Annotated in this window: 32 protein-coding genes and 1 riboswitch; of the genes, 11 read left to right on the forward strand and 21 right to left on the reverse strand. The window is 68.0% G+C overall.

Features of this window, described 5'->3' with window-relative positions; translation table 11 throughout:
- Window positions 1-13 precede the first annotated feature (13 nt).
- Entirely contained in the window at window positions 14-865 is an 852-nt protein-coding gene (locus ACQPYM_RS40900) for a fumarylacetoacetate hydrolase family protein (RefSeq protein ID WP_433012399.1), read from the forward strand.
- A 61-nt stretch (window positions 866-926) separates the two neighbouring features.
- Here ACQPYM_RS40900 and ACQPYM_RS40905 read toward each other — a convergent pair whose 3' ends face one another.
- Window positions 927-1,943 (reverse strand): HEAT repeat domain-containing protein, encoded by a 1,017-nt coding sequence (locus ACQPYM_RS40905; protein WP_433012401.1) that lies wholly within the window; start codon window positions 1,941-1,943, stop codon window positions 927-929.
- Window positions 1,937-2,623: a HEAT repeat domain-containing protein gene (locus ACQPYM_RS40910; protein ID WP_433012404.1), complete on the reverse strand. Its 687-nt coding sequence runs from the start codon at window positions 2,621-2,623 to the stop codon at window positions 1,937-1,939. Before ACQPYM_RS40910 ends, ACQPYM_RS40905 begins: the two co-directional genes overlap by 7 nt.
- Window positions 2,624-2,722: 99 nt before the next feature.
- On the opposite strand from ACQPYM_RS40910, the gene ACQPYM_RS40915 reads away from it, so the two are divergent.
- Window positions 2,723-3,100 carry a VOC family protein gene (locus ACQPYM_RS40915; RefSeq protein WP_433012407.1) on the forward strand — a complete coding sequence of 126 codons (378 nt, stop codon included), beginning with the start codon at window positions 2,723-2,725 and terminating at the stop codon, window positions 3,098-3,100.
- 33 nt (window positions 3,101-3,133) lie between these two features.
- Here ACQPYM_RS40915 and ACQPYM_RS40920 read toward each other — a convergent pair whose 3' ends face one another.
- The 3 genes from ACQPYM_RS40920 to ACQPYM_RS40930 are packed head-to-tail and all read right to left on the reverse strand — an operon-like array spanning window position 3,134 to window position 4,760.
- The gene (locus tag ACQPYM_RS40920; RefSeq protein ID WP_433012409.1) at window positions 3,134-3,787 is read right to left on the reverse strand and encodes a histidine phosphatase family protein; all 654 of its coding nucleotides are present in this window, start codon (window positions 3,785-3,787) and stop codon (window positions 3,134-3,136) included.
- Window positions 3,784-4,551, reverse strand: coding sequence for a CbtA family protein (locus tag ACQPYM_RS40925; RefSeq protein ID WP_433012412.1), 768 nt, complete (start codon window positions 4,549-4,551; stop codon window positions 3,784-3,786). Before ACQPYM_RS40925 ends, ACQPYM_RS40920 begins: the two co-directional genes overlap by 4 nt.
- Window positions 4,552-4,556: 5 nt before the next feature.
- Window positions 4,557-4,760: a CbtB domain-containing protein gene (locus ACQPYM_RS40930; protein ID WP_433012414.1), complete on the reverse strand. Its 204-nt coding sequence runs from the start codon at window positions 4,758-4,760 to the stop codon at window positions 4,557-4,559.
- Between the two features lie 33 nt (window positions 4,761-4,793).
- Window positions 4,794-4,923: riboswitch (cobalamin riboswitch) on the reverse strand.
- Between the two features lie 75 nt (window positions 4,924-4,998).
- Between ACQPYM_RS40930 and ACQPYM_RS40935 the strand changes: the two genes are divergently transcribed.
- Window positions 4,999-5,637: a LysE family translocator gene (locus ACQPYM_RS40935; RefSeq protein WP_433012417.1), complete on the forward strand. Its 639-nt coding sequence runs from the start codon at window positions 4,999-5,001 to the stop codon at window positions 5,635-5,637.
- 69 nt (window positions 5,638-5,706) lie between these two features.
- Here ACQPYM_RS40935 and ACQPYM_RS40940 read toward each other — a convergent pair whose 3' ends face one another.
- The 4 genes from ACQPYM_RS40940 to ACQPYM_RS40955 all read right to left on the reverse strand — a co-directional run bounded on the left by ACQPYM_RS40940 (window position 5,707) and on the right by ACQPYM_RS40955 (window position 10,377).
- On the reverse strand, window positions 5,707-7,110 hold the full coding sequence (locus tag ACQPYM_RS40940) for an MFS transporter (RefSeq protein ID WP_433012419.1): 1,404 nt from the start codon (window positions 7,108-7,110) through the stop codon (window positions 5,707-5,709).
- Window positions 7,111-7,178: 68 nt separating this feature from the next.
- Complete coding sequence (locus ACQPYM_RS40945) at window positions 7,179-7,547, reverse strand: DUF1304 domain-containing protein (RefSeq protein ID WP_433012421.1); 369 nt, start codon at window positions 7,545-7,547, stop codon at window positions 7,179-7,181.
- Window positions 7,544-8,461, reverse strand: coding sequence for a phosphotriesterase family protein (locus ACQPYM_RS40950; RefSeq protein WP_433012424.1), 918 nt, complete (start codon window positions 8,459-8,461; stop codon window positions 7,544-7,546). Before ACQPYM_RS40950 ends, ACQPYM_RS40945 begins: the two co-directional genes overlap by 4 nt.
- A gap of 77 nt (window positions 8,462-8,538) precedes the next feature.
- Window positions 8,539-10,377 (reverse strand): DEAD/DEAH box helicase, encoded by a 1,839-nt coding sequence (locus tag ACQPYM_RS40955; RefSeq protein ID WP_433012427.1) that lies wholly within the window; start codon window positions 10,375-10,377, stop codon window positions 8,539-8,541.
- A 189-nt stretch (window positions 10,378-10,566) separates the two neighbouring features.
- On the opposite strand from ACQPYM_RS40955, the gene ACQPYM_RS40960 reads away from it, so the two are divergent.
- Window positions 10,567-11,082: a DinB family protein gene (locus ACQPYM_RS40960; protein WP_433012430.1), complete on the forward strand. Its 516-nt coding sequence runs from the start codon at window positions 10,567-10,569 to the stop codon at window positions 11,080-11,082.
- Between the two features lie 3 nt (window positions 11,083-11,085).
- Here ACQPYM_RS40960 and ACQPYM_RS40965 read toward each other — a convergent pair whose 3' ends face one another.
- The 4 genes from ACQPYM_RS40965 to ACQPYM_RS40980 form a co-directional block, all read right to left on the reverse strand.
- Complete coding sequence (locus ACQPYM_RS40965; RefSeq protein WP_433012433.1) at window positions 11,086-11,757, reverse strand: TetR family transcriptional regulator; 672 nt, start codon at window positions 11,755-11,757, stop codon at window positions 11,086-11,088.
- Entirely contained in the window at window positions 11,729-12,151 is a 423-nt protein-coding gene (locus tag ACQPYM_RS40970; protein ID WP_433012436.1) for a thiol-disulfide oxidoreductase DCC family protein, read from the reverse strand. The genes ACQPYM_RS40965 and ACQPYM_RS40970 overlap by 29 nt, the downstream gene beginning before the upstream one ends.
- Window positions 12,152-12,157: 6 nt before the next feature.
- Window positions 12,158-12,562 carry a hypothetical protein gene (locus tag ACQPYM_RS40975; protein WP_433012439.1) on the reverse strand — a complete coding sequence of 135 codons (405 nt, stop codon included), beginning with the start codon at window positions 12,560-12,562 and terminating at the stop codon, window positions 12,158-12,160.
- Window positions 12,563-12,700: 138 nt separating this feature from the next.
- A complete protein-coding gene (locus ACQPYM_RS40980; protein WP_433012441.1) occupies window positions 12,701-13,735 on the reverse strand; it encodes an amidohydrolase family protein in 1,035 nt (344 codons plus the stop codon).
- A 210-nt stretch (window positions 13,736-13,945) separates the two neighbouring features.
- On the opposite strand from ACQPYM_RS40980, the gene ACQPYM_RS40985 reads away from it, so the two are divergent.
- Entirely contained in the window at window positions 13,946-15,421 is a 1,476-nt protein-coding gene (locus ACQPYM_RS40985) for an ankyrin repeat domain-containing protein (protein WP_433012444.1), read from the forward strand.
- On the opposite strand, the gene ACQPYM_RS40990 is transcribed toward ACQPYM_RS40985, so the two are convergent.
- Complete coding sequence (locus ACQPYM_RS40990; protein WP_433012447.1) at window positions 15,411-16,571, reverse strand: calcium:proton antiporter; 1,161 nt, start codon at window positions 16,569-16,571, stop codon at window positions 15,411-15,413. The genes ACQPYM_RS40985 and ACQPYM_RS40990 overlap by 11 nt on opposite strands.
- A gap of 22 nt (window positions 16,572-16,593) precedes the next feature.
- Between ACQPYM_RS40990 and ACQPYM_RS40995 the strand changes: the two genes are divergently transcribed.
- Window positions 16,594-17,091 carry an N-acetyltransferase family protein gene (locus tag ACQPYM_RS40995; RefSeq protein ID WP_433012449.1) on the forward strand — a complete coding sequence of 166 codons (498 nt, stop codon included), beginning with the start codon at window positions 16,594-16,596 and terminating at the stop codon, window positions 17,089-17,091.
- On the opposite strand, the gene ACQPYM_RS41000 is transcribed toward ACQPYM_RS40995, so the two are convergent.
- Window positions 17,088-17,483: a VOC family protein gene (locus tag ACQPYM_RS41000; protein WP_433012451.1), complete on the reverse strand. Its 396-nt coding sequence runs from the start codon at window positions 17,481-17,483 to the stop codon at window positions 17,088-17,090. The two genes, ACQPYM_RS40995 and ACQPYM_RS41000, sit on opposite strands and share 4 nt — an antisense overlap.
- Before the next feature lie 49 nt (window positions 17,484-17,532).
- On the opposite strand from ACQPYM_RS41000, the gene ACQPYM_RS41005 reads away from it, so the two are divergent.
- Window positions 17,533-18,426, forward strand: coding sequence for an SCO6745 family protein (locus ACQPYM_RS41005; RefSeq protein ID WP_433012454.1), 894 nt, complete (start codon window positions 17,533-17,535; stop codon window positions 18,424-18,426).
- Here ACQPYM_RS41005 and ACQPYM_RS41010 read toward each other — a convergent pair.
- The 3 genes from ACQPYM_RS41010 to ACQPYM_RS41020 form a co-directional block, all read right to left on the reverse strand.
- Window positions 18,398-18,592 (reverse strand): hypothetical protein, encoded by a 195-nt coding sequence (locus ACQPYM_RS41010; protein ID WP_433012457.1) that lies wholly within the window; start codon window positions 18,590-18,592, stop codon window positions 18,398-18,400. The genes ACQPYM_RS41005 and ACQPYM_RS41010 overlap by 29 nt on opposite strands.
- Before the next feature lies 1 nt (window position 18,593).
- Entirely contained in the window at window positions 18,594-19,178 is a 585-nt protein-coding gene (locus ACQPYM_RS41015) for a TetR/AcrR family transcriptional regulator (RefSeq protein WP_433012459.1), read from the reverse strand.
- An 87-nt stretch (window positions 19,179-19,265) separates the two neighbouring features.
- Window positions 19,266-20,153, reverse strand: coding sequence for a LysR family transcriptional regulator ArgP (locus tag ACQPYM_RS41020; protein ID WP_433012462.1), 888 nt, complete (start codon window positions 20,151-20,153; stop codon window positions 19,266-19,268).
- A gap of 82 nt (window positions 20,154-20,235) precedes the next feature.
- Between ACQPYM_RS41020 and ACQPYM_RS41025 the strand changes: the two genes are divergently transcribed.
- Window positions 20,236-20,838: a LysE/ArgO family amino acid transporter gene (locus ACQPYM_RS41025; RefSeq protein WP_433012465.1), complete on the forward strand. Its 603-nt coding sequence runs from the start codon at window positions 20,236-20,238 to the stop codon at window positions 20,836-20,838.
- A 114-nt stretch (window positions 20,839-20,952) separates the two neighbouring features.
- On the forward strand, window positions 20,953-21,654 hold the full coding sequence (locus ACQPYM_RS41030; RefSeq protein WP_433012468.1) for an MBL fold metallo-hydrolase: 702 nt from the start codon (window positions 20,953-20,955) through the stop codon (window positions 21,652-21,654).
- Window positions 21,655-21,706: 52 nt separating this feature from the next.
- On the opposite strand, the gene ACQPYM_RS41035 is transcribed toward ACQPYM_RS41030, so the two are convergent.
- On the reverse strand, window positions 21,707-22,624 hold the full coding sequence (locus ACQPYM_RS41035; protein ID WP_433012471.1) for an SDR family oxidoreductase: 918 nt from the start codon (window positions 22,622-22,624) through the stop codon (window positions 21,707-21,709).
- A 53-nt stretch (window positions 22,625-22,677) separates the two neighbouring features.
- Between ACQPYM_RS41035 and ACQPYM_RS41040 the strand changes: the two genes are divergently transcribed.
- Together ACQPYM_RS41040 and ACQPYM_RS41045 are read left to right on the forward strand one after the other, a co-directional pair.
- Window positions 22,678-23,379, forward strand: coding sequence for a TetR/AcrR family transcriptional regulator (locus ACQPYM_RS41040; protein WP_433012474.1), 702 nt, complete (start codon window positions 22,678-22,680; stop codon window positions 23,377-23,379).
- 36 nt (window positions 23,380-23,415) lie between these two features.
- Window positions 23,416-24,228, forward strand: a complete 813-nt coding sequence (locus ACQPYM_RS41045) for a hypothetical protein (RefSeq protein ID WP_433012477.1) — start codon at window positions 23,416-23,418, stop codon at window positions 24,226-24,228.
- On the opposite strand, the gene ACQPYM_RS41050 is transcribed toward ACQPYM_RS41045, so the two are convergent.
- Both ACQPYM_RS41050 and ACQPYM_RS41055 read right to left on the reverse strand, forming a co-directional pair.
- Window positions 24,199-25,371 (reverse strand): MFS transporter, encoded by a 1,173-nt coding sequence (locus ACQPYM_RS41050; RefSeq protein WP_433012480.1) that lies wholly within the window; start codon window positions 25,369-25,371, stop codon window positions 24,199-24,201. The genes ACQPYM_RS41045 and ACQPYM_RS41050 overlap by 30 nt on opposite strands.
- Window positions 25,372-25,528: 157 nt before the next feature.
- Window positions 25,529-26,101: a DUF4865 family protein gene (locus tag ACQPYM_RS41055; protein WP_433012483.1), complete on the reverse strand. Its 573-nt coding sequence runs from the start codon at window positions 26,099-26,101 to the stop codon at window positions 25,529-25,531.
- Window positions 26,102-26,126 lie beyond the last annotated feature (25 nt).

Genomic DNA, 26,126 nt, shown 5'->3' on the forward strand with positions numbered 1-26,126 from the left:
TTAGGAGAGTTCTGTGGAACTGCTGCGCCTCGGCGCGGTCGGTGAAGAGCGCCCGTACGCGCGCTCGGCCGACGGCACCGTCTATGACCTGACCTCCGTCACCGCCGACATCGACGGCGCCTTCCTCGCCTCCGACGGCATCGCCCGCGCCCGGGCCGCACTCGAAGCCGGCACCCTGCCGGTCGCCCCCACCGACGGCCTGCGCATCGGCGCCCCGATCGCCAAGCCGGCCGCCGTCGTCTGCATCGGCCAGAACTACGCGGCCCACGCCGCCGAGTCCGGCGCCGAACCGCCCGCCAACCCGATCGTCTTCTTCAAGCACCCCAACACCATCGTCGGCCCGTACGACGAGGTGCTGATCCCCCGCGGGTCGACCAAGACCGACTGGGAGGTGGAACTCGCGGTCGTGATCGGCAAGACGGCTCGCTATGTCTCCACTGATGAAGAGGCGCTGGCGTGCGTCGCGGGGTACACGGTCTCCAACGACGTGTCGGAGCGGGCTTTCCAGCTCGAGGTGTCGGGCGGCCAGTGGTCGAAGGGCAAGTGCTGCGAGACGTTCAACCCGCTCGGGCCGGCGCTGGTACCGGCCGATGAGGTGGACGACCCGCAGTCGCTCGACCTGAAGTCCTGGGTCAACGGCGAGGTGCGCCAGGCGTCGAACACCCGCGACATGATCTTCTCCGTGGCGGCGCTGATCCGCGATTTGTCGCAGTACATGACGCTGGACCCGGGAGACGTGGTGAACACAGGCACCCCGGAAGGCGTGGCACTGTCGGGCCGCTTCCCGTATTTGGCGGTCGGCGACACGATGGAATGCGAAATCCAGGGTCTGGGAAAGCAAAAGCAAACCCTCAGCAAGGCCTGATTTTCTTCGGCTCGCTGCGTGGGGTCATACAGATCCCCACGCAGCCTCCGCCCAAGCGGGGTCAGTCGTTGGCGCGGTCTTGAAGCACGCCGAGAAGCGCGGTGGCGACGAGGGCGACGGATCGGTCCTCGTCGTGGGTTAGTTGTTGAAGGGTGTCCTTCGCGACGGGCGGCGGTAGCTCGGCGAGGGCCTGGATCAGGCGGATTCTTACGGCGGAGTCGGCGGCGTGTGTGGTCAGCTCGGCGGTCAAGGCGTTCATGATCTGGTTTGCCGGGCCTGGGTCCAGCGAGAGACTGCCGAGGATTTCGGCTGCCTCGATGTCGTTTGTGCCCTCGACGATCATGGCCACGAGGGTCGGTACGGCTGCGGGCGAGCCGAGCTTTCCCATCGCCAGGGCAGCATGTCTGCGGACCGTCGGGTCCGGGTCGCCGAGGGCGTCTGCGAGCGCCGCTGTCGCGCCCGGCGCATCGGCCATTGCGGCGACGGCCAGCACTGCGCGACGTCGTACGGCGACGTCGTCTGAATAGACGCCCGCCACCACACTCGCAACCCCATCACCACCCGCCCGAGCCAAGGCCCACCGGAGCGCGCCTGCCACGTTCGGATCGGATTCCGCGAGGACCGCCGCCGCCAGCAGATCAGTCGGGACCGGTACGTCGTCCGCCGGCGCCAGGACGGCCTGTTGCCGGCGGGCGGCGCTGGGCGAGTTGAGGCTATGGAGCAGCTCGACGATGCGCAGTACGTCTTGCCAGGCGGAAGGCGTCGAGGCATCGACTGCGCGGAGGCGCTCGAGCAACTCCTGCTCCCGCTTCAGCCGGTCCTCGCTCCGGCGGATGAGGTCGGCAACCAACGCGGACGGGGTGAAGGCGGGATCCTCCAGAGCACGGCCGATCTGGCGGAGCGACAGTCCAAGCGTTCGCAGGCTTTCCACGTGGAAGATCCGGCGGATGTCCTCCTCGGAGTACTCGCGATAACCGCCCACAGTCCGGCCGGTCGGGCGCACCAGCCCGAGGGAGTCGTAGTGCCGGAGCATCCGGCTACTCACCCCCGAGCGGCGCGCCACCTCACCGATCAGCACTCAGCTACCTCGACCGGCTCCGGCCCGAGCGCGGCAATCCGCTTCGCCTCGTGAACGGCAGGGTCGAAACCGGCTTCCGGATCGCGGAGAAGGATCTCGGTTGCACGAGCATGCGCCCGCGCTTTCGGATCCTCGCTCGCCAGCGCCTTCCGCAGTACCGGCTCGATCAGATCTCCCAGTACGACGAGCGCTCGGCTGAGGCTGAGTTGCACATTCCGGTCACCACGACCGAGTTGCGTGGCCAGCTCCGCGGCCAACGCTTGCCGCTCACCAGCCGGTACGAGGATGACCGCAGCACGCCACGCACTCCGAGCGACCTCATCATCGGCATCCCGCAGCAACGACGACGTGATCGACGGCCAGACATCCCGATCGCCGATCTTGGACAACGTGTGCAACGCCTGACTCCGCGCCTGAGCCCGCTCCGACCGAAGCTCCGCGACCAGCCTCGGCACCGTGATCTCCGACGGCAGACGGGTCAACGCCCACGTCAGCATGTCCCGCACAAAGAAGTCGGACTCGACCGCACACCGCTCCACCAACGCGTCGACCAGCGCCGGGTCGGGCTCCGTCCCAACCGCCATCACGGCCCGAAGCCGCGCCGACGAGTCGCCGGTCTCCAACGCCTCGATCAACCGCGCATTCCCCTGTGGCGAGTAGATGACAACCACCTCCAACACCCACTCAAGACCTTGTCACAGTGTCAAGGTCAACCCCGGCCAACGCGCTGACGTGAAACCGGGTGGCGGCGCCGCGGGCATCTGCGGCAAGGTCGGGCCATGACCTCTGTTGTGCGGACTGTGACGTTCGATGCCAAGGACCCGTACGAGCTGGCCGGCTTCTGGCTGAAGGTACTGCGCGCCGAGCGACCGGAGGACGACGAGCCGGGTGACCCGTACGCCGCGGTGAACACGCCCGAGGTGAAGTTGCTCTTCGAACAGAACAACGACGAGAAGGCCGTCAAGAACCGCCTCCACCTCGACCTCGTGCCGGACGGCCCGCGCGACGAGGAGGTCGAGTGGCTCCTGACCCTCGGCGCCACCATCTACCAAGACCGCCGCGAACCCGACGGCGCCGGCTGGGTCGTCATGCACGACCCCGAAGGCAACGAATTCTGCGTACTCCGCAGCACAGCCGAACGCGCCGCCACCAGCTGACCCCGGGACAACCTCCCGCGCGCCGCCTCTGACTCAGCCGAAGGTCAGGGACCAGGTTCCGGTGTGGGCTGAGAGTCGGACGATGGACAGTGGGCGGACGTCGACGTGGCGGAGGGACTCGGCGGGTGCGTCGAGGACATAAAGCACGGCCGCTCGCACAACTGCCGGATGCACCACCGCGGCGACCGTACGACGCTCCGTCTGGCCCCGGGAGCCGATCGGCCCCGCGGCATCCGCTTCGCCATCCTGGCCGCGCGAGTCGGCTCGGCCCGCTTCGCCAAAGGAGCCTGCGGACTCCGACGAGTCCGCCTGGGTCAGGTCGCGTAGCCAGTCGGCTACTCGGGTGATGACGTCGTTCTCGGTTTCGCCGCCGGGTGGGGCGGTGTGTGGGCGGTCCAGCCAGGCGGCGACAGCCTCTGGCGAAGCTGCTAGCAACTCCTCCAGTTCTCGGCCGGACCATTCGCCGTACTGGCGGTCTCTCAGCGCCGGCACCACGACAGGTGTCAGCCCGAGCGCCGCGGCAGTGCGCAATGCGGCCGTTTCTGGGCCGGCGTAGACCTCGTCGGCGTCGATCTTGAGTTCGCGGGCGGCGTCGACGCCGGCGGGGTCGGGTTCGGCGTCGCCGCCGAGGACGAGTCCCCGCAGGGCGGGGGTCAGCGCGTGCGCGACCAGCGTCAGCGACGTCAAGCGGCTACCACCTCAGGTTCGACCTTCCCCGTACGACGGTCGGTCGCCGCCGCGTAGCCGAGCCCGAGGAGCAGCCAGAGTGTGGTCTGGGTGCCCAGCGAGGCCAGCCGGAACTTCCAGAGCAGCGTAGCGGGGAACGACCCCGGAACCTCGTTGATCGCGGGCAGAATCAAGTACGCGGCGACGACTGTCACGAGGAACGCGGCGGCACCGGCGCCGATCCGGATCCAGGGAGCCGACCCGAAGCGGGCCGACCAGCGCGACGCGGCGACGCCGGCCCAGACCGCGAGCAGGCCGAGCACGAGCGTCAGCAGATAGGTGACAGTCCGCTGCGTGATCGTCTCGGGGTCCCCGACGGCCGGCGGGTTCGGCGGGTACTTGAGGAACGGCACCAGCACGATCCCGACGTACCCGGCCGCGGCCAGCCCCAGAGCGGCGTACGAGTCGCCGGGTGTGCGCAGGCGTCGGCGCAGCAGGGTGTAGCCGACAGCGAAGATGCCGCCGAGCGCCACGCCGTACAAAGACGTCGCGAGGAACAGCCCGAACCGCTGGCCGTCGCGACTCACGAGAGGTTCTTCGCCCGGGTCGGCCGGGATGGCCTTGCCGTTGGCGTCATGGGTGTGCGCGGCACCGGCCGCCTCTTCGATCGCGATCGCGGAGTCGATGTGCGGTTCGCCCGTCACATACGCGAAGGTTCCGGCCAGCAGGCCGGCGAAGAGACCGACGATCAGGCCGCGCACCAGGAGGGATCCGAAGGTGCGCATGAAGGTCAGTGGCAGGGCACGCCGAGGAGGTGACGGCCGTCGTGCATCAGCTCGTGCAGGTACATCCCGGACTGCGAGATCGCACCCTGGTCGAAAGCCACCAGGTAGGCCAGCGTGAGCGCCAGGCCGGTGGTGAGCAGAGCGGTGGCGAGCAGCCGCGGCGAGACAGCCGGTACGGCGACCGAGCGGGCAGGCGTGGGTACAGACATGAAGACCTCCTAGGGAAGTGCGCGTCCCTTTCGAAAGGCTGCTGGTACCCGAGCGTCCTGACTCACGAGCAAGCTCGCTCACAGTGGCGCGGCCGTACCGGTCTCTCACCGGTTTCCCTCATGGCACCGCAGGTTGTCTCTGGCAAGGTAGCGGCCCCGTTCCACCGGGGTCAACGGACGACGAGCGCCCGATGAGATAAGTCACCCGTACTCCGGTCCGCTGGCCTACGCTGGCTGGATGCCGTCCACCCATCACCTGGTCGCGTTCGCGATCACCGCCCTCGTCATCATCGTCGTCCCCGGTCCGAGCGTGCTGTTCATCGTCGGCCGGGCCCTCGCGGTCGGCCGGCGTGAGGCAGTACTGACCATGCTGGGCAACACCGCCGGTGCCGCGGTGATGCTGCTCGCCGTCGCGTTCGGGCTCGGCGCCCTGATCGCGGCCAGCACGATGGCGCTGACGATCGTGAAACTCGTCGGCGCGGCGTACCTGGTCTATCTCGGGGTGCACGCCTTCCGCAGCCGCAAGTCGCTGGCGGAGGCGATGACGAGCGGGGTGAAGCCGGGCAGCGCTCGTCGGGCCCTGCGGCAGGGCTTCCTGGTCGGTCTGACCAACGCGAAGACGGCGGTGTTCTTCGCGGCCGTGCTGCCACAGTTCGTGGACAAGAACGCCGGCCCGGCGACGCTGCAGATCCTGCTGCTCGGCCTGGTCTTCATGCTGATCGCCCTGTGCTCGGACAGCCTGTGGGCACTGGCCGCCGGCACGGCTCGCCAGTGGTTCGCCCGCTCACCCCGCCGCCTGGAACTGGTCGGCGGCACCGGCGGCCTGATGATCATCGGCCTCGGCGCCAGCATCGCAGTCACCGGCGCCAAGGAGTAGCGGACCGCCCCCACTCACAAAGCCGGCAACTCAAGCTCCGGCCACGCTCAGCCTGGCCGGAGCACCCGGCTATTCGGAGCCTTTGTGAGTGGCAGCGGTCCGGCGACCCGCGACAACTCCGATCAAGGCCAGCAGAGCCGGCAGGCCGAAGGCGATCAGGTAGGCCGTTGTGGGCGCATGCGGCTCGATGACGGCGAAGAGTGAACCGCCGACCGCCAGCACAGTGGCAGTGGCCAGGGCGTCGCTGAGCTGTAGTGCGGAGCTGTTTGTGCCTTGCTCTTCGCGGCTGGAGTACTCCAGCACCAGCACCGACAGCGTCGGGAACACGGTTCCCATTCCGAGCCCGGCAAGGCTCCAGCCGAGGATGCCGACAACGACCGGCACGTGCGGGTTGAGCGTGAGCGCCGCGGTCACGATGCCGAGCACGATCGAGATCATCCCGGCCTGCAGGAACACCGCATGCGAGAACGGCTGCTTCGGGCGGCCCCGGTACCAGGTGGCCGCAGTCCAGGACAGCGCGCTGACCGTCAGCACCAGCCCGGCGTACGACGGCGACAGTCCCCGCTCGCGAGTCAGCATCAACGGCAGGAACACTTCAGCCCCGAATCCCGACGCCGCGACGAACCCACGCAGGGCAACAACCGAAGGCAGTCCCGAGCCCAGCCGGAACGTTCCCACCGGCAACAGCTTCGGCACGAAGCCAACCAGACCGATCAACCCGAGCACCACCAGAATCGGCTGGAGCACCCCGCTCTGCTGACCGCCGTAGCTGAGCAGACCGACCCCGACCGCCGCCGCGACCGCCCACAACGCTCGCCGATCCCACATCGACCGGTCGGCCTGCACGACGGTGCCGGCGTTCATCCGTGCCAGCCCCGGCCGCATGACCAGAACGGCCGGGACAGCGAGCACCGGTACTGCGAGGAACACGATCCGCCAGTGGGCGTGCTCGACGATCAGCCCGGCGACCGCGGGTCCGACCAGCGACGGAACGACCCAGCCGGTCGCGAAGGCAGCGAAGATCCTCGGCCGCAACTCCGGCGGGTAGAGGTGACCGACGACGACGTACAGCGCGACGGTGACCAGACCGCCGCCGAACCCCTGGATGAACCGACCGGCGACCAGCAACTCCATCGTCGGTGCGGATCCGGCAAGGATCAGGCCGACCAGGAACCACGCGGTGCCGTACCAGAGCGGCCGGGCCGGCCCCTTCAGGTCGCTCCAGGTGCCGGAAACAACCATCGCGACGACACTCGACGCGAGCGGACCGCCGAAGGCCAGCGCATACAGCGCCAGCCCGTCGAGCGCCTGCGCGGCGGTCGGCATCGCGGTCGTGACGGCCAGGGACTCGAACGCGATCAGAGTGATCAGCGCGACCATGCCGATCGTCAACGCCCGGTACTTCGGCGAGAGCACGCCGACTCGTTTCGGTGCGAGTACCGGGCCGGTCGGGACTTCAGCGGTGGTGGTCATGCCCGGTAGCTTGCGAGTTGAACCGCACTTGAAGTCAACCTTCCGAGTTCAAGCGCGGTTGAATTCCGTCAGAGGACAGCGGCGAGCACGATCGCGAGGATCGGCGGACCCGCCTGCATCGCGGCCGCCTGCACCATCCGGCGGTTCGACGCGACCAGGACAATTCCGGCGCCGGCCATGCAGGCACACGCGAACAGCGAGATCGCGTGCCCTTTGTCGCCTCCGGCAACTAGTCCGCCGAGCGCGCCGAGGGCAAGGAAGAGGTTGTAGAAGCCCTGGTTGTAGGCCCAGGGCTTCGCGATCATCGCCTCGGCCTCGTTCGGGACCCCGAAGCGCTTGTAGGTGCTCGGCTTCAGGAAGAGCAGGCTCTCCATGGCGAAGACGCCCAGGTGGAAGACACCGGCCAGGACGACGAAGATCTGAGCGATCGTGTTCACTCGCGCACCGTACCGTGCAGGACGAATGCGCGAGCAGGATTGGCCACAAACAGCTGTGTCGCTATCTCGTCGCCGAAGTACCGGACCAGCCGCGGCCGCAGTCCGGTCAGGAGATAGGGGATGCCGGGCCCTTCGCCGGTCGCCGCCCGGGCGCGCGCAGTGGTCGTGTCCCCACCGAGCAGCAGGCGGTCGGCGTACCCGGCGTCGATGAGCGCGGCCAGGCAGTCGAACAACCGCGGGTCGGTGGCGTTGTTCGCCCGCGACGGCCCGTCGAAGGCCAGGAACGATCCCCGCGCGGCGAGGTCGAGGTGGAACCGGTGATCAGGGAAACGGTTCAGATGCCCGAGGATCACGCTCTCCGGCGGAACCCCGGACTCGTCGACCAGCAGATCCAGTACTGCGTCCGCGGCCGTCCCGAGCTCGTGGTGGATCGCGATCGGCGCCCCGGTCGCGTGATGCGCCTCGGCCGCCGCGACCATCACCACCCGGGCATGCTCGTCGAGAACGTGGAAACCACCGGCGACCTTGATCAGCCCCGCGCGCACCCCGGAGTCGCCGATCCCCTCGGTCAGCTCCCGGACAAAGATGTCAGCAAGCTCCGGCCGAACCTCGTCGACCAACTCGGCCGGGTAGTGCTCCGCCCGATGCAGCCCGGTGGCGGCGACCAGGTGAACCCCAGTGTCAGCAGAGATCTTGGCAAGGTCCCCGGCCCGCCGCCCCAGCCCGTACGGCGTCCACTGCACGATCGTCCGGCCGCCGAGCTCGGCAAACGCCTGTACTTCGCGCGTCGCCGCCTCGCTGTCGTCGAGCTCCTGACCCGGCAGCAGAGCGCTACGGAAGAACAGGTGATCGTGGGAATCCGTGACACCCAACTGATCGGCCGCAAGATCGCCCAGCACAGTCCTGACCTTCATCACGCCTCCACTCGCACAGAAAAGGACCCGGTCAGACAATGCCTGACCGGGCCCTTCCCAAACCAACTGTTATCGCGTCAGCGGGCGCGGCGTGCGCCGCCGGCGCGGGTGCCGGCCGAGAAGGCTGCGGCGCCTGCCGGGCGACTGCTCGCGCCAGGAGTCGTGGTGCTGTACGTCTTGGGAGCAGACGCGCCACCGCGACCCTGCGACCGGGTCTTGGTCGCCTGGCCGCCGCCAGCGCCACGGCCGCCGCCCTGGCCACCGGAGCCTGCGCCCCGGCCGCCACCGCTTGCACCGCGGCCGCTACCGGAGCTGGCGTTGCCGCCGGTCCCGGCGCCACGGCCGCCCGCGGAGCGAGCACCGCGACCAGAGCCCTGGCCGGATCCAGCACCGGTACCAGTGCCAGCGCCACGGCGTGCACCGCGGCCGCGACCTCCGCCACCGCCAGTACGGCGTACCGAGTCGTCGTCGGCGACGACCTTGATGGTCGGCGTCACGAAGGTCCGCTCACCCGGGGCGAGCTTGGCCAGCAGCGGGTCGCCGACGCGGAGCTTGGTCACCGTCGCGGCGATGCCGGCCTTGCGGGTCAGGTCCCGGACGTCGCGGACCTGGTCGTCGGTCATCAGCGTGACGACGGTGCCCTCGGCGCCGGCGCGCGCAGTACGGCCGGACCTGTGCAGGTAGGCCTTGTGCTCGATCGGCGGGTCGGCGTGGATCACCAGCGTGACGTCGTCGACGTGGATACCCCGCGCGGCGATGTCGGTGGCGACCAGCGTCTTGGCCGAACCGTCGGAGAAGGCTTCCAGGTTTCGCGTGCGGGCACCCTGGGACAGGTTGCCGTGCAGCTCGACGGCCGGGACGCCCTGCGCGATGAGCTTCTTGGTGAGCGACTTCGCGCCGTACTTCGTCCGGGTGAAGACGAGCGTGCGGCCGGGAGCCGCGGTCAGGTCGACGAGCACGGGCAACCGGCTGTCGGCCTGGACGTGCAGCACGTGGTGGGTCATCTTCGCGACCGGCGACTGGGCCGAGTCGACGCTGTGGGTGACCGGCGACTTCATGAACCGGCGGACCAGGACGTCGACACCGGCGTCCAGGGTGGCCGAGAACAGCAGCCGCTGGGCGTTCGCCGGAGTCGCCTCGAGGATCCGCCGGACGGCGGGCAGGAAGCCGAGGTCGGCCATGTGGTCGGCCTCGTCCAGGACGGTGATCTCGACCTGGTCGAGCTTCGCGTGCCCGGTCTTGACGTGGTCCTCGAGCCGGCCCGGGCAGGCGATCACGATGTCGACACCACGCCGCAGCGCGGTGATCTGCGGACCGGCGCCGACGCCACCGAAGATGGTCATCGTGCGCAGGTCGAGCGCGTCGGTCAGCGGCGTGATCGAGGCCTGGATCTGGGTCGCCAGCTCACGGGTCGGCGCCAGGATCAGGGCGCGCGGGTGGTTCGGCCGGCGCTTGCTGGTGCTGGTGGTGAGCCGGGCGAGGACCGGCAGCACGAAGGCGTAGGTCTTGCCGGAACCGGTCCGGCCGCGGCCGAGCACGTCCTTGCCTGCCAGCGAGTCCGGCAGCGTGGCCGCCTGGATCGGGAAAGGCTTGAGGATGCCGGCCGTGGCCAGCGCCTTGACCAGGCCGGCCGGAACGCCGAGCTGCTCGAAGGTCACGTTCTCGTCGATCACCGCGGGAGCGACCTCGGCGTACGTCTCGGTCTTGCTCGCGGTCTGTTTGCGCTCAGCCGGGTTGCCCTCGGAGTTGCGCTGGGCGAGCGGTTGGGCACCGTCGGTACCGGGATTGTTGCCGTTGGCACCGGTACGGCGACGGCGGCGCGGGCGGGCCGCGGCCTCACCCGGGACGCGCGCGGGTCGTTCGGTGGAGCTGGGGGTAGAAGTGGACGTGGTCGTGCTGGGGCGGCGTGCCGCCATGAAGTACTCCAAAGATCGGGGGGTCGTCCTGCCCGGCGCAGCCTCTGGGCCGCGGCGCGTGGTGGTCGACTGCTAGCGCAGCGTATGCACTGAATCGGCCCGAGGCAGAACTGGGCGGGCCGTCACCATCAGTGTACGGCACGCCAGGACCACTGGCAGAGAGTTACCTGATCTGGGTATCTTCTGCCGGTGACAGCTGAGGAATTCCGGGTCAGCCCGCCGACCGTAGCCAGTGAGCGCGAACTCCTCCAGGGGTTCCTCGACTTCCACCGCGGGACCCTGCTGTGGAAAACCTCCGGCCTGACCGGCGAGCAGCTCACCGAGACGAAGATCGAGCCGTCCACGATGACCCTGCTCGGCCTGGTCCGGCACGCGACCGAGGTCGAGCGGTACTGGTTCCAGATCTGCCTGGACGGTCGCCCCTTCGACCTGCTGAAGACCTGGAGCCAGGAGTACCCCGACGGCGACTTCGACCTGGTCGACCCGGCCCACGCCGAGGAGGACCTGGCCGACTTCCGCGCCACCACCAAACTCTCCGACGAGATCGCGGCCGGCTACTCCCTCGACCACGTCTTCGTCCGCCCGAAGATCGGCACCGAACACTCGGTCCGCTCCCTCTACCTGCACATGATCCAGGAATACGCCCGCCACAACGGCCACGCCGACCTCTTCCGCCAACGCTTCGACGGCCTCACAGGCGAATAGTGCTCAAGAGGCTTTGATTGAGCGGATGACGCCGACCAGGTCGTTGACCACGCCGCGTACGCCGGGGATTCGGGTCAGGCGTAGGAGGCGGTCTATCAGGGGGACGGTGCTGGTGATCAGGAGGTGGGTGCGGCGGAGGTTTTCGCTGTCGTCGTGGACCCAGAAGAGGACGATGCCCATCTGGAGTAGCCAGAGGAGTTCGGGCAGCTCGGCTCGTAGGTCTGGGGGGAGTTTGATGTCCGAGCCCTCCACCACCTGGCGGAAGATCTCGATACTCGCCTCGCGGGCCGGGCGGGACTGCTCGCTGAACGGTGACAGCGGGCTCTTCGGTTCCGCCGCCGTCTTGAAGAAGGTGCCGGCGAACTCGTGGTACGGCTCCGACACCTCCAGCCAACTGCGCAGTACGCCGGTGAGCCGCTTGGTGAACGACTTCTCGTCCGCCAGGATCTCCGCGACCGCTTCGCGATGCAGCTCCTGCAGGTGGTCGTAGTACGCCTGCATCAGGTGCTCTTTGGAGCTGTAGTAGTAGTACGCGTTGCCGACCGACACGCCTGCCTCGGCGGCGATGGCTCGCATGGTCGTCTTGCCGTAGCCCTGCTCGCGGAACAACCGCAGAGCCGTCGACAGGATCAGCTCGCGAGTCTGCTCACCCTTGGCGGTCGCACTGTCCGTCACATCCGTCAGCGTAGTCACCTCTGTCCCCCTCCCGGTTCCAGCTCCGCAGGCCAGCCGCTGCCTGCACCATCGCCCGCGCCACCGGCCGCATCGCCGGACTTGCCAGCCGTACTGCGGTAGCGCGGTGCTCCCGGGTCGCCCACAGACACACGATCCAGGCCCGGTCGCCGACGTACACCGCTCCGTCGTCGGCGACCACAGTCACCTCGCGCAGTGTGGCCGCGTGGTCCAGCCCTGGGTACAGCTGCCTGGCCTCCGTCGACCCCGCCGCGACGAATCCGAGCCGCACCACCCCACCCTGCCCATTGCGGGCCGGCGCCTGCGCCGCCAGCCACTCCTTGAAGCGCCGGCAGAGCCCACACTGCGCGTCGTACAGGACCACCAGTTGTCGCATGGTCGGTCAGTAGGCGCCGACGACGACGTGGTTGTTCGGCGGAACCGGTGGCGAGGTCATCTCCTCCAGCCGGCTGCGGCGGCGGATCGGGTTGAAGATCCACACGTTCATCAGGTGCAGCACCCCGAGCACCACCATCACGATGCCGAGCTTCACGCTGAGCTGCTCGATCAACCCGCGAGCGTCGACCACCGTGCTGCCGCTGCGCAGGAACAGCGTCACGAACCCGAGGTTCACCAGGTAGAACCCGACCACCAGCAACCGGTTCACCGCATCGGCGAAGTCGTCGTTGCCGTGGAACACGTCGACCAGGAAGATCCGCCCGTTCCGGCTCAGCGTCCGCGCCACCCAGATGGTCAGCGGCACCGCGATCGACAGGTAGACCAGGTAGGTCACCACCGTCATGCTCATCACGCCCTCACTTTTTGAACACGTTCAACTCTTGGACAAGACCGAGACTAACCCTGAGTTTTGAACATGTTCAAGAACAGGCCACGGTGACCTGGGTCTCAGCGATGCCCGCCCGGGTTCGTAGTATCGGCGGGGGTGTCAGTGGATGCGGCGGCCGCGAAGCACGACTGCGGCCGGCGTTGCCAGTACTTCGGGGTGCTCGCGGGGGTCGGCGTCGTAGGTGACGAGATCGCCCCCGTCGGTCAGGCCGAGGAAGTCCCGCGCCGAGGTGCTTGCCGCCTCCAGCGCTTCGGTGACCGACAGGCCATGCCGGACCAACTGGCTCACCTCACCCGCGACGGACCCGACGACATCCGATCCGGCCAGCACGCGTACGCCGTACTGGCGGGCGAGGGGCAGCATTGCGGCGACGCGCTCCGAGCGTGCGCGGCGACGCTTGCTCTGCTCCGAAGTGTCGTTCTCCGCGCCGAACATGAGTGCGGACAGAGTCGGCGTCCAGGCGCCGCCTCGGGCGCCGAGCACTTCGAGGTCTTCTTCGGTGATGCGGTCGCCGTGCTCGACCGAGTCGACGCCGACCCGGATCAGGTCGCTGACCAGCGCAGTCGTGGTGTGAACCGCAACGCGTGCACCCCGCGCGTGTACCGCGGCGACCATCTCGGCGACGGCATCGAGCTCGTAGTTCGGCGTGGTCTCACTACCCCGGATCGGACCGTCCGGCCCGACAAGAGGGAAGTCGCCGACCAGCTTGATCCAGGTGGCGCCCGCCTCCAGCTCGGCCTCGACCGCAGTCACCAGTTCGTCGGCCGGAACCGGTTCGTACATCCCCGGAAAGTAACCGTCCTTCGACGCCACGAACCGCCCGGCGGCCAGCACGACGGGCCGGCCGCCCTGCGGATCATTGGCGAGCTTGAGCGTGACGGAACGGTCGCCACCAACATCCCGCAACGCACCCACACCAGCCCGCGCCAGATCGTCGAGCATCCGCACGGCCGAGTCCTCACCCACGAGAACCGGCCGGTGTTCACCGAACCGGAAGGTCAGATGACAATGCGAATCCACCAACCCCGGCAACCCGAACCGCCCCGGCAATCCCTCCGGCTCCCCCGCCCCCACCGCAAGACGAACCGCCTCCCCACCCGGCAGTCCAACTCCGTTAAACACCCACGTCGTCATCCCCTCATCCTCCCCGCCCACCAGACCACCCACACGGTCGGTTGCGGTAGCACTCGGGTGGGTGGGCGTCGTAGGATCGGGGCAGGCGCTCAGGGTGCCGCCGGTTCGCGGGAAGGGCTTAGCCCACCTGGATTTGAGGTTGTGTTTGTACGGCCTACCTCCTTTCTCGCCTGTCGATGCGGACAGCAGGCACGTAGAGAGGAGGTCGCTATGCCGACCCGGAACCTTCCCCACCCGCCGAATCTGGACCACCTGAAGAAGCAGGCCAAGGCACTGCTCAAGCAGGTGCGTGCCGAGGATTCTCAGGCTATGGCCTTGGCGCGTGAGTTCCACCCGATGAGCGCGCCCGCGCACGCGCAACCTGTCAACACCCTTGCGGATGCGCAACTCGTGGTTGCTCGCAGTTACGGCTTTGCCAGCTGGCCGCGACTGGTGCGTCATCTTGCGATCGTCGAGCAGTACAGCCGATCGCCGCACCGCCAGCAGGTCGGCGGTCCGCTCGATACCCCCGGTCAGCGCATCGACGAGTTTCTCCGCCTCGCCACTCTGCACTACGGCGAGGACGACCCGGCCCGCCAAGACTCCGCGCAAGACCTTGTCGATGAAGTTGCCCTAAGCAACAACTACACCCAGGTCGTGGCCGGCGAAGTCGAAGCAGTCCGTACGACGCTCGCCGCGGACCCGTCGCTGGCTCGTCGCGAAGGCGGCCCGTTCCGCTGGGAACCCTTGCTGTACTTGAGCTACTCCCGTCTCCCCGTACCCCGGGACGCCCCACTGGAGATCGCCAAACTCCTCCTCGCCCACGGCGCCGACCCCAACGCCGGCTATCTCTGGGAAGGCCTGCCGTCACCCTTCACCGCACTGACTGGCGCCTTCGGACGCGGCGAAGGCGACCAACCGCCACACCAGAACAGGCTGGAACTGGCGCGGCTCCTCCTCGAAGCCGGCGCCGACCCGAACGACAGCCAGACGATGTACAACTGCGGCCCCGGCTGCCCACCGCCGTACGACGACGACCACCTGGAACTACTCCTCGAATTCGGCCTCGGCCAAGGCGACGGCGGCCCTTGGCATCAACGCATGACCAGCGAAGGTGCGACCGGTGAGCACCCGACCCCGAGGCAGCTCCTGGAAGACGAGCTGGTCTTCGCCTCGTCGGCAGGCCTACTGCACCGAGTCGAGCTGGTGCTTGCCCAAGGCATCGATCCCGACGGCCGTGGTACCGAGCATCCGGTCTACTGCGGTCACCGCGCCTACGAATTGGCCGCCGTCCAGGGGCACACCGAGATCGCCGACCGGCTGCGCGAGGCCGGCGCGGCTCCACTCGACGACGTCCACGAGTTGTACGCCGCCGCCTTCCGCGGCGAGTCGGTCGACGCAGGGGCCGAGCTGGCAGGCCGCGCCGTAAGGCGAAACCCGCTCCTCCCGCTCCGGGCGGCCGAGCACGGCCGGACCGAGGCGCTGGAACCCTTGCAGCGGTTGGGCTTCGACCTCAACGTGCTGGCGAGGAACACGCCCTTGCACCAGGCAGCGTTCTGGGGTCACCTCGACACCGTCAAGAAGCTGATCGAACTCGGCGCTGATCCGGCGATCGAGGATCCGGCGTACCGGAGTACGCCGCGTGGCTGGGCGGAGCACAACCACCAGCAGGAGGTCGTCGACTACCTGGACAGCCTCACGGACTGACGGCGAGGAAGAGGAAGGAACTGAAAATCATCAGGTGGACCGCGCCCTGCAACAGGGTGGCCCGGCCGGTCGCCAGGGTGAGCATGCTGACCACGACGGTGAGCACGAACAGCACCAGTTCCTTGCTGCCCAGGCCGAGCACGAGCGGCCCGCTGAGCCAGATCGACGCGATGGCGATCGCCGGGATCGTCAGTCCGATGCTGGCCAGGGCCGAACCGAGCGCGAGGTTCAGGCTGGTCTGGAGACGGTTCCGCAGTGCGGCCCGTACTGCGGCAACCGTCTCCGGCAGCAGCACCAGCAGCGCGATCATCACGCCGACGACCGCGAGCGGCGCGCCGGCCGACTCGACGGCGGACTCCAGCTTCGGCGAGACCGTCTTGGCCAGGCCGACCACCGCGACCAGGCAACCGAACAGCAGCCCAAGACTCACCAGCGCGACCTTGCCGCTGGGCGCCGCGGCATGCAGCTCATCTTGCTCCTCGTCCCGCTCATCAGCGGCACGAGACTCTTCAACAGCAGGAGGCGTGGATGCAGCTTCCGCCTCCGTCGTGTCGACCACCGGGAGGAAGTAGTCGCGGTGCCGGATCGTCTGGACGAACACGAAGACGCCGTACATCACCAATGACGCGACCCCGGCGAAGGCGAGCTGCGGACCACTGAAGGTGGCCCCCGGAGTACTGGTCGTGAAGGTCGGCAGGACCAGGCTCAGCGTGACCAGCGCGGTCATCACGGCGAGCGCGCTGCCGGACGCGTGCACCCGGAACTCCTGCGTCTTGTGCCGCAGCGACCCGACCACGAGCGCAAGACCCAGGATGCCGTTGCAGGTGATCATCACCGCGGCGAACACGGTGTCGCGCGCCAGCGACGCGGCCTTGTCGCCGCCCGACGCCATCAGGGTCACGATCAGGGCGACTTCGATCACAGTCACCGCGAGCGCCAGGATCAGCGTGCCGAACGGTTCGCCGACGCGATGCGCGACGACCTCCGCGTGGTGAACGGCGGCGATCACCGCCGCACCGAGGCCGGCGCAGATGAGGATGAGCAGCACTGCACCGGGTTTGCGTCCCCAGGACAGCACCAGGACGACGAGAGCGAGCGGGGGCACGGCCAGACTCCAGCGCGGCAGCCCATGAACGACAGAGTTGGTCATCCCCTGTGATTCTATCGGTTCCATGAAAATCCGAGAGGCTGCCGCGGCAGACTGGGACGCGATCTGGCCGTTCTTCCGGGAGATCGTCACTGCCAGCGAGACGTATGCCTACGATCCCGGGCTGACCTACGAGCAGGCGCAGGCGATGTGGATGTCACCGTCCTCGTCACCACTGGCCCGGACCACGGTCGCGATCGATGCCGAGGGCAAGGTTCTGGGCAGCGCGAACATGTACCCGAACCGTCCCGGCCCGGGCGCGCACGTGGCCAGCGCGAGCTTCATGGTCGACGCCGCGGCGCGCGGACAGGGCGTCGGCCGCGCACTCTGCCAGGACATGATCGACTGGGCCGGGCGGAGCGGATTCCGCTCCATCCAGTTCAACGCGGTGGTGGAGACCAACACCACCGCGGTGAAACTCTGGCAGTCACTGGGCTTCGACATCATCGGCACAGTCCCCGAAGCCTTCCTCAGCCCGACCCACGGCTACGTCGGCCTGCACGTGATGCACCGGCCGCTCTAGAGAGTGGCCAGCTCCTCGGGGGTAAAGGCACGCAGTACGCAGAACTCGTTGCCTTCCGGGTCGGCCATCACGACCCAGGAGACAGACTCGTCCTGCCCGACCGACACGCGCTTGCCGCCGAGGCTCTCGATCCGCGCGATCTCGGCCTGCTGGTCGTCCGGACGCAGGTCCAGGTGAACGCGGTTCTTCACCGTCTTCGTCTCGTCGGCCGGCACCCGGATGAACAGGATGTCCGGGGCGACGCCGTCCTCCGGGCTGCCCTGCGGTGGCTCCAGCACCGACTCCTTCTCGACCTCGTGCGTGATCCGCCAGCCGAGCACCTCGGCCCAGAAGCGTGCCTGCGCGGCGGGGTCGATCGCGTCGTAGTTCACACACTGCACCCGAATACTCATGGCCGACACCCTCTCATCAAGAGGGGATCGATCTGCTTTGATCGGGAGCATGACCGAGTCGCGCGCCCGGCGCCTGTGGAAAGTTCTCGAGCCGTACCACGCGATCACCTACTTCGCGCCCGACACCAGGAAGGCCACGGACGCACTCGGCCTCCGCGGCGGCTGGATGAGCTACTTCGCCTGCCGCGCAGCTCCACTAGGCCCAGTGGGGCCAGGACTCGTCACGGCGGTCTTCTACAACTTCCACCCGTCCATGGTCGCCCGCGCCATCCCTGACGCCTGGAGCTTCGCCACGCCCGCACAGCTCCTCACCGCTCGCCTGGAGGCGGTCGACAGCGCAGTACGCCGCTTCCCACCCACCAGTACTCCGGTACGCCGGGCCGCCGAGCTGGCTCGCCAGGCGGCCGAGTTGGCGCCGACAGCGGGCCGGCCACTCGGTGCAGCCAACGCTGCGCTCGACTGGCCGGATGAGCCGCACCTGGTGTTGTGGCAGGCCAGCACGATCCTCAGGGAGTCGCGTGGCGACGGGCATGTCGCCGCACTGGTCGGGGCGCAGCTGTCTCCCTGCCAGGCGTGCGTGACCATCTCTGCCGCTGGCGGGCCGTCCAAGGAGGTGTTCCAGCTCAACAGGCGCTGGAGCGACGAGGAGTGGGCCGCAGCCGAGGAGGATCTCCGGGTACGCGGGCTGCTGGACGCGGACGGCGTACTGACTGAGGCAGGGCGAGCACTGCGGCAGCAGGTCGAGGACACCACCGACAGGTTGGCCGAGCAGGGCTGGTCAGCCTTTGGCGACTCCAACGCCGAGGAACTGGACCGCCTGGTCCGGCCGATCAGTGGAGCGATCATGGCCAACGGCCTGGTCCCGGCCGACAACCCGATGGCCATGCGCTGGGAGCCGGCAGACCTGCCGACGCCTACCGCTTCTGCGGACCCCGGAAAGTGACGTACAGCAGGGAGACTCCGAACGCCGCCACGAGCGGTCCGATGATCGCCCACAGGCTCTTGCCACTCATCGAACTGCCGCCGATGTAGCCGAGCCCCTGCAACGCCCAGACCACGCCGAGCACAGTCAGCAACAAACCCAGGGCAAGCGGTATCGCCTTCTTCATCTCACGACCCTAGCTGGGATGCGACCAACTGGATCGCCTTGGCCAGGTCTTCACCCTTGGGTGCCTTCGCAGGGTCGAAGAGCCACAGCGCAATCACGCCTAGCAGCAGCGCCTGATAGAACGCGCCGACCTGCTGAGTCGTCGCCGGGTCAGTGTTCTCGTCCGCGGAACCGAACAGCATCGCCACGCCCTCGCGCGCCTCGCCCTGCAGCTTCGACAGCTCCGCGAGCAGCTCCGGCAGATGCGCTCCCAGACTCAGTACTTCGTACTGCGTGACCCACAGCGCGCGCGTTGCCGGCGACGACAACGTCTCGACCGCCTGTCCCCAGGTCGCCACGAACCGCTCCCGGGCGTCCACGTTCGGCGGCAACCCGGCGCTCATGGTCTCGCCGACCTGGACACCCCACTCGTCCAGCGCCTGCCGCATCGCCTCGTTGAGCAGTGCTTCCTTGGAGCCGAAGTGGTAACCGATCGCGGCCAGGCTCACCCCGGCCGCCGTCGCGATATCCCGCGCGGTGGTCCGGCTGTACCCCTTCTCCATCAGGCAGCTCTTGGCGCCCTCGATCAGCGCTTCACGGTTTCCCATGGCACCGATCCTAGTGGACGTCTGAAACGATCGTCTTGCACATCTGTTCGAGATCAGCGTCGCCGGACGTCGGGTGTGTTCGAGGTATTAACGGGGCCGCAGGCCGGTTGCGGCTGCCTTTAGGACGGCGGCAGTCAGGGCGTCGAGCACAGCGGAGTCCAGCTTCCAGCGCTGCCAGTACAGCGGCACGTCGACGTACTTGCCCTTGGCAACTTCCACCAGGCGGCCGTCGGTCAGTTCGTCCTCGACCATCTCCTCCTCGATCATGCCCCAGCCGAGGCCGAGCCGGATCGCCCGGACGAACGGCCCTGGCGCGGGGATCGAGTGCATCGGCGGCTCGAGCCGCCGCCGGGTCACCTTGCGGACCAGCCGGTGCTGCAGCATGTCCTTGGAGTTGAAGACGATCATCGGCGCGTCCGCGAGCGCCTCCGGCAGCGGCCGCCCGGTCAGCCAGCGGTCGGCGAACTCCGGCGTCGCGATCGACAGGTACCGCATCTTGCCGAGCGGTTGCACCCGGCAACCCTGCACCGGCTGTGGATCGGCGGTGACCGCGGCCAGGACCGTCCCGTTGCGCAGCAGCTCCGCTGAATGGTCCTGATCCTCCTGCCGCAGGTCGAACGCGGTCACCAACTCCGGCGGTACGGCGAAGAGCACCGGCAGGAACCAGTTGTTGAGCGAGTCGGCGTTCACCGCGATCGGCAGCCGCAGGCCGTCCAGCTTGCCCTTCACCGCGGCGATCGCCTCGACCTCCAGCAGCGACACCTGCCGGGCGAGGCGTAGTACGGCCTCGCCTGCTTCGGTGGCGCGAGCCGGTTTGGTTCGTTGCACCAGGACGTGGCCGAGGCGACTCTCCATCGCCTTGATCCGCTGGCTGACGGCCGACGGCGTGACCTGCAACTTGCGAGCCGCGGCGTCGAAACTGCCTTCGTCGATCACCGCGGCGAAGGTGTCCAGCTGGGCCGAGTCGAGCTGCATGGGTTTCCTAGCTTAAGCGTAGCTAATGGTGGTGAAAGAACTTTAGCTGGTTTGTGGCTGGCCGGCCTTCTACGGTCGAACCATGCCCCTCCTCGCCGGCTTTGCCACCACCTTGACGCTGATCGTCGCGATCGGAGCACAGAACGCGTTCGTACTGCGCCAGGGGCTGCGCCGCGAGCACGTCTTGCCGGTGGTTCTGATCTGCGCACTCTCCGACGCACTACTCATCTCGAGCGGCATCGCCGGCCTCGGCGCCGTCCTGACCAGCAGCCAACTCGCCCTCGACCTGGCCCGCTACGGCGGCGCACTCTTCCTCTTCACGTACGCCGTGATCGCGGCGCGGCGAGCCTTCAACCCCGCGGCGATGAACCCGACCGACCACACTCCTACCGCGCTGCGGAGCGTCGTACTGACCTGTCTCGGGTTCACGTTCCTGAACCCGCACGTGTACCTGGACACGGTGATCCTGCTCGGGTCGCTGGCGAACCAGCGCGGGCCGGACGGGCGCTGGATCTACGGCCTGGGCTCGGTCGCGGCGAGCTTCGGGTGGTTCTTCTCGCTCGGCTTCTTCGCCCGCAAGCTCGGCCCGGTCTTCGCCCGCCCACGCGCCTGGCAGATCCTCGACGGCGGCATCGCCCTGATCATGACCGGCTTGGCCGTGTGGATGGTCCTGCCCGCGCACTAGGTTGTCGGCGTGGATGTGACGGTTTTGTGCGATGCGGTGGCGGTTTTTCCTGAGCCTGTCGAGACAGCCTTGCCCGGTTGGTCCAGTGAGCATCAGGAGTGGACGGCGGCTTCGATGCCCGGGAATGTTGCGGCCGATGGTGGGTGGTGGCTGCACTTCCACAGCTTCCTGGTGACGTCGTCTGCCGGAGTGACGCTGGTCGACACCGGGATCGGGCCGGCCGGGAGCGACGCGGCTGAGTGGCTGGGGACGGCTGGTCGGTTGCCTTCGCTGCTGGAGGCGGCCGGAGTACAGGTGAGTGAGGTCGACACTGTGGTGCTCACCCACATCCACTCTGATCATGCGGGCTGGAACGTGGCTGAGGAGTTGCCGCTCTTCGGCAATGCGACCTATGTGGTGCAGCAGGTAGAGGTGGAGCAAGCACGCGGCGGGGCCAACTACACGAAGCTGATCCAGCCGCTTGTCGATGCGGGGCAGTTGCGGGCTGTGGATGGGGAGACTGTGCTTGCCGACGGCCTACGGCTGCTGCCGACGCCGGGGCATACGCCTGGGCATCAGTGCGTGGTGACTGAGCGGGCTGTGCTCGGGGGCGACCTCCTGGTGCATCCGGCGCAGGCACGGTGGCCTGAGCTCACCTATGTCTACGAGCAGGACCCTGCGGTCGCGGTGACCTCGCGGCGCGACGTACTGGCGCTGGCGGCAGCGACCGGAGTACCGATTGCTGCCGCCCATCCGCAGACCGCCCTCACTGGCTCCGCCTCACCGCTGCCGGCTTTGAGCCCTGGCCGCGGCGTCTGCCCGCTTCATCGGCTCTAGCGGCAGCCAGTGGCGTCCGCCGGCTTAGCGGTAGCCGGTGGTGTCCGCGGGCTTAGCGGTAGCCGGTGGTGTCCGCTGGCTTGCCCTGGGATTCGACCTCGACGATGTAGCGCCAGGCGTCGGGCCGGCTGCCGTCCAGGTCGGTGAAGCCGTAGACCTGCGCCAGTTCGCCGCTGGACAGCGACTTGCCGTTGTAACGCGCGACGTCGGGGTCGGCCGCCAATGCCGCCACCGCGCGGCCGACGTACGACGGGCTCTCGGAGATCGCGAAGTGCGGGACCTTTTCGGTGGCGTCGCGCCAGTTCTCCTCGGTGACGCCGAAGCCTTCGAGCATCGCCTCCGAGCGGAGCCAGCCGGGGGTGAGCAGGATCGCGGTCGCTTGGTGCGACTTCAGTTCGTGGGCGAGGGCGAACGCGATCCGGCTGACCGCGCCCTTGGCGACGTCGTAGAAGAACGAGACGCGGTAGTTGGTCGCGTTGAACTCGTCGGTGCCGTCGGTCATCTCGATGACCAGGCCGCCGGGCGACTTGATCAGCAACGGCAGCGCGAAGTGGCTGGTGATCACGTGTGTGTCGACGCCGAGCCGGAACAGCTTGAGGCCCTCCTCGAGCGACGACTCCCACACCGGTTTGTCCCATTCGGGCTCGCCAGCCTGTCCCCAGATGTCGTTCACCAGGATGTGCAGCGCACCCTGCTCGGACTCGATCCGCTCGACCAGCGCCTTCACCTGCGCCGGATCGGTGTGATCGACCTGTACTGCGATGCCGCGGCCGCCCGCGGCGTCGACCAGCTCGGCGGTCTCCTCGATCGTCTCGGGACGGTTCATCTCGGACCGCTGGGCGTGCGTGGTCCGGCCTGTCACGTAGACGGTCGCGCCGGCCGCGCCGAGCTGCACCGCGATCCCCCGCCCGGCCGCCCGGGTCCCGCCGGCCACCAACGCCACCTTGCCCGCCAACGGCTGTCCGGTCATGTTCTGCCTCCCACTGTAGCCATACGCTGTATGATTTCTGTACCATACGTCGTATGGTTAATGCTGGCAAGCCGAGTCCTGGTCGAGCGGGGCGACCGCGGTCGGGCGAGGAGCGGCTCAGCCGGCAGACCATCCTCGAGGCGGCGTTGCGGATCGTCGACACCGAAGGCATCGAGGCGATGACGATGCGGCGGCTCGCCTCGACGCTCGGCGTGAACCCGATGTCGATCTACCACCACCTGCCGAACAAGGCGGCCGTCTTCGCCGGACTGGCCGAGCTCGTCTTCGCCCAACTGGAGTCCTCACCACCGGACGACAGCATCGCCTGGCAGGACGAGTTGAAAAACGCGGCCGAGGCCTACCGCGACGCACTGCGAGCCCACCCGAATCTGGCCTTGCAGGTGCTCTCCGACACCTCCGCCGTCTCGGACGTCGTCGTGGTGACCGTCGAGCCGTTCTACCGCGCCCTAGACCGAGCCGGCGCGGAGCCACGGCAGATCTTCGAGGCGGTCAACACCATCATCGACTTCATCCACGGCTTCAGCCTCGGCGAAGCGTCCGTCCGCGCCGACACCTTCGAGTTGGCCCCCGACCTACTGACCCGAGTAGCCACCCTCCCACCCGGCAAAGCCCCAACCCTCGTCCGCGTAGTCTCCGAACTCGGCACCGAGGGCCTCGCCTACGACTTCAGCGATGGCTTCACCACCGGCATCGCAGTACTGGTCGCCGGCATCGAATCCCACCTCGGCCTGTAGCGCCAGACCGCAACTCTCACCGCCGGAGGCTTCATCATGCGCGCGAAGATCTTGTACGTCAGCGATCTCACCTATCCGGCGCGTGGCCGGCGGTACTGCGACGAAGACATCTTTCTCACTCGGGAGCTGCGGGATCACTTCGATCTGGCGTTGTGTCATCCACTTGATGCGGTGGCGCTGATGGATAGCTTCGACGCTGTGGTGGTGCGCAACAGCGGGCCGGTCCTGCACTTTCAGGTCGAGTACGACGAATTCCGGGCAGCGGCGCTCGACAAGGGGACCCGCGTGTACAACCAGCTCACCGGCAAGGCCGACATGGTCGGCAAGCAGTACCTGGTGGAGCTGAGCGACGCCGGCTACCCGGTCATCCCGACGACCGACAGCGACCCGGCCGCGTTGCCCGAGTCAGCCGGGTATCTCGTCAAGCCGAAGCTGGGCTCCGACTCGATCGGACTACGCAAAGTCTCCCGTGACGAACTCACCACCCTTCCTCTCGACGGCCTGCTCGCGCAGCCCTTGATCGATTTCCGGTACGAGGTCTCCTTCTACTTCGTCGACCACGACTTCCAGTACGCGCTGTACGCCCCCGACCCCGAACTCCGCTGGGAGCTGCAGCCCTACCAGCCGACCGACGACGACCTCGCCTTCGCACAACGCTTCGTCGACTGGAACGCCATCGACCACGGCATCCAGCGCGTCGATGCGTGCCGCACGCGCGACGGCGAGCTTCTCCTGGTGGAACTCGAAGACCTCAACCCCTTCCTCTCCCTGGCATCCACCAAGGACACCCACCGAACCGCCTTCGTCACCCGCCTGGTCTCATCCGTCAACACCCTCCTCTCCGACTGAGGCTGCGTCCGCAGACGACTCCTCTTGCGGAGCCGGCGGCGGGAGGGCCGACGGGGTGATCAGCGCGGTCAGGAACAGCGGGACGGTCAGCCCTGCAACCAACGCCGGCAGCGCGAACCAGAACGAGCCCAACGCGAAGCCCGCGTAGACCGCGACGGCGAAGACCTCGGCGAACAGACCCGACACCGACGTCACCGTGGCGCGCGCCGGACCCGTGATGGCGTCCTGCAGCCGCGCTTCGGCGACGATGATGACGAGTTGCATCACGCCGTAGCCGACCGCGATCGGTACGAACCCATGAGCCGTCCCGCTCAAAGCACCCCACGCCAGCAATCCGGCCGACAACCCCAGCCCAGCCGCGAGCAGCCGACCCCGCAGCCGGTACGCCGGACCGGCAAGCGCGCCACCGATCGCCTGGGCAGCGACCGTACCGGCGATCAGCACCGGGACGAGTGTCGTCGAGGCGCCGATCTCCCTTGCCAGCAAGGGGAAATACTCGTCGAAGGCCAGGAATCCACCCAACAGAGCCACCAGCGCGACGGCCTTGCGGACGACACGACTGGTCGCGACCTCGCTCAGTCCCGAGCGCAACATCGCCACGTACCGTCCGAGTGGGCCACCTCCGGCTCCCGGCTCCACCTCCTCTGTTTCGTCGGCCGTGGCGACAGGTGGCGCCTCCGGCAAGGACAGGGCAACCGCCGCCTGGGCAAGACAGCTGCACACGCTGACGGCACCCGCCAACGGATAGCCACCAAGCTGATACAGCGGCGCTGCCAATGCGGTAGCCGCCAGATTCATGACCAGGGCGGAAGACTTCGCCCTGCCGATCAGTCCGGCGTACCGGTCGGAGGCTCCGCGCGCGGCGAGTTCGTCGTACACGAAGGCTTCGAACGTGCCGGAGATCAGCGCGGAGCTGACTCCCCACAACACGAAACCGGCGGCGAACCCGGCGTACGAGGGCAGGGCGATCCAGGCCACATAGCCCAGGCCTCCGATGAGGGCGCCGAGCACCAGCAGTTTGCGCCGGGAGAAGACATCTGCCAGGGCACCCGATGGCACCTCGAGCAGAAACGCGGTCGTCGACCAGATGATGAACAGCGTCGAGATCTGGGCCGCCGACAGTCCGTGATCCGAGAACAGCAAGCCGTACAACGGATACAACGGGATGAAGTCCTGCAGCGCCTCGTAAGCGACGATGCGAACGGACAGACTGCGCGGAACCGCGCTGGGTCGTGGTCGGTCAGAGCGTCAAAGGTGCGGGCTTGAGTACGTCATGCCTTAGAAGATATCCGCGAACTCACTACCCGAACAGGGTTTTTGTGTCGGGTGTGGACAAGTGGAGGACCTGGTAGCGCGTGCCGGGGACGATGCCTGGTTCGCCGGTCCACAAGGTGAAATGGACGAGTTCCCAGCGGGCCGGGTCCACGGCGATCGCCGAGCTGTGGACGCCGGGCATCTCGGCCGTACGACGCAACACCTCCAGCGCCTCCGCGACTGGGCCCGCCGGGTCGACGTCGGGCGGGAGCAGTTGCACGTTTTTGGTGGCGCCGGCCGCCGGCTGGTCGACGTCAGCTCCAGGGAGCACCCCGGCACCTGCCCAGTGCCGGACACTCGGACGCCCGAAGGACTTGCAGATACCCGTGAAGAACCCGCCGCCCCAGAGGAACCGGCTCATTCCGGCTGTGTCGTTCCACAGGTAGAACGGCGCGTACTGGTTCACCGCCGCGCCGTTCGCCTGGTCCTGCACGAGATAGGCCTTCACGCCCAGCCCGTCGAAGTCGTCCGTCTTCGAACCCAGCGTCTCCACCCGCCGGCGGATGATCCCCATGTCGTAGTCCGCCGGCAGATTCACCTCGTACTGCATCGCATCCATGTCGTACAGACTAGTTGGTACAGAG

This window comes from Kribbella sp. CA-294648, assembly GCF_050943845.1.
GTDB lineage: Bacteria > Actinomycetota > Actinomycetes > Propionibacteriales > Kribbellaceae > Kribbella.